Source organism: Mycobacterium sp. TH-M25 (assembly GCF_057473665.1).
The window spans coordinates 1-4,974 of the sequence record NZ_JBYCLA010000214.1 but is presented as its reverse complement, the minus strand read 5'-3'; the positions used below and the strand labels follow the sequence as shown (position 1 = coordinate 4,974).

The window sequence follows — 4,974 nt, the reverse complement described above, 5'->3', positions numbered from 1 at the left end:
CCGCTCCGCACACGATAGCGACGAGTAAGGCGATCCAGGAGAACCGCGTCAGCCATCGCTCGGCGGCCATGCCCGCGTAGTACACCAGCGCCGTCGTCCCGCCGGCCCAGCACAGCGCCCCGGAGAGGTTTGCGACGAGGAACCTGTCGTACCGCATCTTCAGGGCCCCGGCCAACGGCCCGGCGAAAATCCGCAGCAGCGCGATGAAACGGCCGAAAAACACCGCCCGCGCGCCCCAGCGCGCGAACAAGCGCTCGGCGAACAGCATGTGCCCGGGACCGAAATGGCTCGGGAAACGGCGACCCAATCGGTCGAACAGTGGCAGTCCCAGACGACGTCCGATCGCGTAACCGGTCGAGTCGCCGATCGCCGCTCCCAACACCGCGGCGACACCCACGCCGATCGGATTGACCGCTAACTCGTGGCGAGATGACAGCAACGCGGCGCTGACCAGCACAATCTCGCCGGGCAGCGGGATGCCCAGGCTTTCGAGGCCGACAACGGCGCCCACCATGCCGTACACGAACAGTGGGGGGACCGATTGCAGCAGGGCATCCACCGTCATGTCTAAAGGATGCACGACAGCTCCACATGACCAACGGCCGGACGGCATCACGGTAGAGTCATCGCGGTAGCTACTGAGACTCATTCAGCGACAATAGGATTCGTTCATGGCGGTGTGAATGGTTGTCATGTGGAAGGCTGGGGACACGTCGCCGTGCGTCGACGCGATCCGCGTGCGCACGACGGCGCAATCTCCGATGAGTATCGTCAATATCGCCGACGCGCTGAATGTGCATCCCAACACCGTGCGCTTTCACCTCCGCACCTTGGTCAGCATGGGCCGTGCAGAGCGGGTCGCATCGGCCCGCAAAGGTCCCGGTCGGCCCGCCCTGATGTTCCGGGCAATTCCGCGGATGGACCCCGGCGGCCTCCGCCATTATCGGCTGTTGGCCGGGATTTTCGCTTCCGGCCTGTCCGACGATCGCGACGCCGCGGCCAAGGCGATGGCTCCGGGTCGCAACTGGGGTCCTACGCTGCAGCGGTCCGTGCCGACCACGGCCGGTGTGCCGGACGCCGAGGAGTCGATCGATCAGCTTGTCGATCTGCTCGACGAGCTTGGATTTGCCCCCGAGCGGCGATCCGAACAGGTCGAGTTGCGGCACCGTCCATTTCTCGAGGTGGCGGAGAAACAGCAAGCCGTCGTCTGCCTGACCCACCTGGGTCTGACGCGGGGTGCGCTGGAAACCTGGCAGGCCCCGATCACGGTCGATCGGCTCGATGCCTTCGTCGAACCGGATGAGTGCGTGGCGCATCTGGCTCGGAAAGCCGCCGCGACGTGAGCCCGGTCTCAGCGCTCGCCGCCGCCGTCGCCTTCGTCTGGTTGGGCATGGTGCTCGCGATTTCGTTTCTCGAAGCACCGCTGAAATTCCGCGCGCCTGATGTCACGCTGCGGATCGGCCTGGGCATCGGTCGACTGGTGTTCCGCGCGCTCAACGCCGTCGAGGTCGTCTTCGCGCTCGCCATCGTGGGAGCGGTCGCCATTGCCCCGCCGCCGCCGGGTGTGACGGCGCCGCTGGCGGTCGCGGTCGCGGTCTTGGCGGTGCAACTCGTGGTGGTTCGGCCGCGGCTGTCTCGGCGCTCGGATCACGTGTTGGCCGGCCGCGAAGCGCCGCGTTCGCGCGGGCATCTGGCCTACGTCGGTCTCGAAGTGATCAAGTCGCTCGCGTTGATCGCCGGCGGCGTTCTTCTACTATCCAGTTAGGGGGCAATCCGAAGGGCTGATGATGGAATCCGTCTCATTGACCGACGTCGCCGCCGAACAGCTCGCCGCGGCGCGCCAAGCGCACAGCGGTCGGGCCTCGCACACCATCCACGGCGGTCACGCCTTCGAGTTGCGCCAGACCGTGGTCGCGCTGGTAGCCGGCCACGAGTTGGCCGAACACCAGAGCCCCGGCGAAGCGACGCTGCAGGTGCTGCAGGGCCACGTCGAATTGCTCGCCGGCGACCAGACGTGGACGGGACGGTCGGGTGAGCACGTCACAATTCCGTCCCATCGGCATGCGCTGCGGTCGGTGGAGGACTCCGTGGTGCTGCTCACCGTGGTCAAGAACGTCCCCTCGGCGTAATCGGATGCTTTCGACACCCTGGTCGCGGGCTGGGGTCGTCAGGTCGCTGACGAGACTTAATCCAGCGCGACTCCCCACGGCGTGTCGTCGCAGCGAGTTACGTGTCGGGGCAGCCGCGCGTGCGGAGCGCCGCTCGGGTCCGCCGCACGACGTCGTCAGGCGTGTCGTCGGCGATCACCCGGATGACAATCCATCCCAACGACTCCAGCGTGCGCACTCGCCACTGGTCCTTGGCGTATTGTCTGCGGTTGGTCCGGTGATGGTCGCCGTCGTATTCGACAGCGACTTTGTATGCCTCCCAGCCCATGTCGAGCAAAGCGATCAGCCGCCACCGCTGGTGGACGGGTATCTGCGTTGTTGGGGCGGGAAGTCCGGAGTCGATCAACAGCAGCCGTAGCCAGGTCTCTTTCGGAGACGCAGCACCGCCGTCGACGAGCGACAACGCTGCCCGCAGCTGTCGCAGACCGTGGGCGCCCGGATGCGCTTCGATGAGCAGTCGCACATCCTCGATAGAAACTGGATGGGCTCGCACGAGTGCGTCCAGTCGCGCCACCGCCGCGCAGCGCGGCAGCAACCGACCGAGGTCGTAGACCGTGCGGACCGCGGTGGTGACCGGGAGCCCCGCGACGTGAGTGAATTCATCAGGGCCAAGCGAGTAGTTGCGGGTGATGATGCCGGCAGGTGCATGTGGGTTGCGCCATATCAACTCGACGGGCACGTCGTCGTCGATCCAGTCGGAGCCATGCAGTGCCGCAGCAGCGAGTCCGGCGAGGACGCCGCGACGGTTCGACCAGAGCCACGCGCCCTCCGACCGTTGCCGGAGCGAGGGAATCGTGTACTTCGGCAGATACACGTCGGGATAGATCGATTGGAATCGCGATCGGAGCTGATACGCAGTCAGCTCGCCGTGACGTACAGCTTCGCTGCCGAGGAATATCTCACGCACATAAGATCGGAGCCTTGGTCGACCGCAATGGTTCCCGAGACGTAAGCCAGTGCGACGTCCATCGGCGTGTCGTCGCAACCAGATATGTGTCGGCAGAAACCAGAAACGGTTAGATCGCCCGCACGTAGCGTTTGTTCATCACTCGCTGAACCAGCGAGGTGAACGGGCCACCCGCTTTGCTCCACCACGCCGCCGGTCGGGAGAAGGCCGAGACCTCGGCGAACACCGCAGAGGTGACCGGATCGTGGCGCACCACGAACCGTTCCTCACCGATCTCAGGGTGCCCCGGCAGCGTGCCGTAAGCGAAGCCGCGCAGATGCGGCTCGTCGACAACGTAGACGACGCGGCACGGCGCCTTGAGGAAACCGGCCTTCACCACGACGACGGTGTCGGCGGTGACACTGTCGCTGGTCGCCTCGACGCGTAGGCCGGCGCCGCGCTGCATGCCCCAGTGCATGACCGCGTCGGCGGCCTCTTCGAAGCGGAGCCGACCCATGCCGATGTGGGCCGAATAGCCCATGTGCTTGTACCCCGGGGGAAACGGCCCGGCGGTCGCGCCCACTTCCGGATAGGTGAATGGCAGCTGCGTGATCGTGTGCAAATCCACCAACCCAGCTTGCCACGCGGGCCTGGCCGGATTTTCCGGGCAGGCGTACGGTCGGCGACGTGCCCACCCAAGCCCCCGCTCACGCATCCGGAACGTTCACTCTCGGCGGCGATCTCACGATCAATCGCCTCGGCTACGGGGCCATGCGCCTCACCGGCAAGGGGGTGTGGGGCCCGCCCGCCGATCGGGACGAGGCGGTTCGCGTGCTGCGGCGCGCGGCCGAACTCGGTGTCAACTTCATCGACACCGCCAACTCCTACGGCCCCTACGTCGCCGAGGAGATCATCCGCGAGGCGCTGCATCCCTACGACGGGCTGGTGATCGCCACCAAAGCGGGACTGCTGCGCACCGGGCCCGACGTGTGGATCCCGCTGGGCTTTCCCGCCTACTTGCGCCAGGAGGCCGAACTGAGCCTGCGCCGCCTGGGCGTCGACACCATCGACCTGTTTCAGCTGCACCGCATCGACGACAAGTTCCCGCTCGAAGACCAGATCGGTGAGCTGGTCCAGCTGCAGCAAGAAGGCAAGATCCGCCACATCGGGCTCTCCGAGATCAACGTCGACCAGCTGCACGCCGCGCAAAAGGTCGCGCAGATCGTGTCGGTGCAAAACCTCTACAACCTGACCAACCGCAGCGCGGAGGCCCTGCTCGACGAGTCGACCAAACAGGGCATCGGGTTCATCCCGTGGTTCCCGCTCGCCGCCGGCCCACTCGCAGCTCCCGACGGCCCACTGGCCCAGCTCGGCACCGAACACGGCCACGCGACGCCCTCGCAGCTGGCGCTGGCGTGGTTGCTGAAACGTTCGCCGGTGGTGCTTCCGATTCCGGGCACCTCGAGCGTGGCCCACCTGGAAGAGAACATCGCCGCCGCCGAGATCGAACTCAGCGACGACGAGTTCGACACGCTGAGCGCGCTGGGGGAGCGCAACGCCAACTAAAGCCGAGTCGTCGCCGGGCAATACGGTGTTCGGGTGGCATCCCATGACGCGTGGCATCCCGGCGGCGGATTCAACCCGCCCGATCCCAGCACCAGGGGCGGGCCGGATTACGGCAGGTTTATCGACGGAGTTCGCGCCCTGCAGGACCACGCGCGTGCGGTTGACGCGCCGGACGAGGTGATCACTGAGGCCGCAGACCTGCTGGACAAGCTGTCCGGGCTGCTCGCCCCCTTCGCCCCCGACGAATGGCGATCACCGTCGGGGCGCCGGATGGACCTGCCGGGCCGCGGCAACATCTTGACCGTCCCGATGTCGGCCCACAAGACCGACGACGGACGTATCGAGGGTTGGGCC

General features: G+C 66.5%; 7 protein-coding genes and 1 pseudogene. 5 read left to right on the top strand and 3 right to left on the bottom strand.

What is annotated here, in order from left to right; translation table 11 throughout:
* On the bottom strand, positions 1-565 hold a 565-nt coding region (locus tag AC2VOU_RS07175), incomplete at its 3' end, for a DedA family protein (RefSeq protein ID WP_486956750.1).
* 118 nt (positions 566-683) lie between these two features.
* On the opposite strand from AC2VOU_RS07175, the gene AC2VOU_RS07170 reads away from it, so the two are divergent.
* From AC2VOU_RS07170 to AC2VOU_RS07160, 3 genes are read left to right on the top strand one after another with little or no spacing between them, the layout of a single operon-like run.
* Positions 684-1,343, top strand: coding sequence for a helix-turn-helix transcriptional regulator (locus tag AC2VOU_RS07170; RefSeq protein ID WP_486956749.1), 660 nt, complete (start codon positions 684-686; stop codon positions 1,341-1,343).
* Positions 1,340-1,765: a hypothetical protein gene (locus tag AC2VOU_RS07165; RefSeq protein ID WP_486956748.1), complete on the top strand. Its 426-nt coding sequence runs from the start codon at positions 1,340-1,342 to the stop codon at positions 1,763-1,765. The genes AC2VOU_RS07170 and AC2VOU_RS07165 overlap by 4 nt, the downstream gene beginning before the upstream one ends.
* A 22-nt stretch (positions 1,766-1,787) precedes the next feature.
* The gene (locus AC2VOU_RS07160; protein ID WP_486956751.1) at positions 1,788-2,129 is read left to right on the top strand and encodes a cupin domain-containing protein; all 342 of its coding nucleotides are present in this window, start codon (positions 1,788-1,790) and stop codon (positions 2,127-2,129) included.
* 97 nt (positions 2,130-2,226) lie between these two features.
* Here the strand turns inward: AC2VOU_RS07160 and AC2VOU_RS07155 are convergent, their stop codons facing one another.
* Together AC2VOU_RS07155 and AC2VOU_RS07150 are read right to left on the bottom strand one after the other, a co-directional pair.
* Positions 2,227-3,075: a DUF559 domain-containing protein gene (locus AC2VOU_RS07155; protein ID WP_486956747.1), complete on the bottom strand. Its 849-nt coding sequence runs from the start codon at positions 3,073-3,075 to the stop codon at positions 2,227-2,229.
* A 109-nt stretch (positions 3,076-3,184) separates the two neighbouring features.
* On the bottom strand, positions 3,185-3,682 hold the full coding sequence (locus tag AC2VOU_RS07150) for a DUF1990 domain-containing protein (protein ID WP_486956746.1): 498 nt from the start codon (positions 3,680-3,682) through the stop codon (positions 3,185-3,187).
* Positions 3,683-3,741: 59 nt separating this feature from the next.
* On the opposite strand from AC2VOU_RS07150, the gene AC2VOU_RS07145 reads away from it, so the two are divergent.
* Positions 3,742-4,620 carry an aldo/keto reductase gene (locus AC2VOU_RS07145; protein WP_486956745.1) on the top strand — a complete coding sequence of 293 codons (879 nt, stop codon included), beginning with the start codon at positions 3,742-3,744 and terminating at the stop codon, positions 4,618-4,620.
* Positions 4,621-4,653: 33 nt separating this feature from the next.
* Positions 4,654-4,974: pseudogene (locus tag AC2VOU_RS07140) on the top strand (PaaI family thioesterase); the annotation flags it as partial.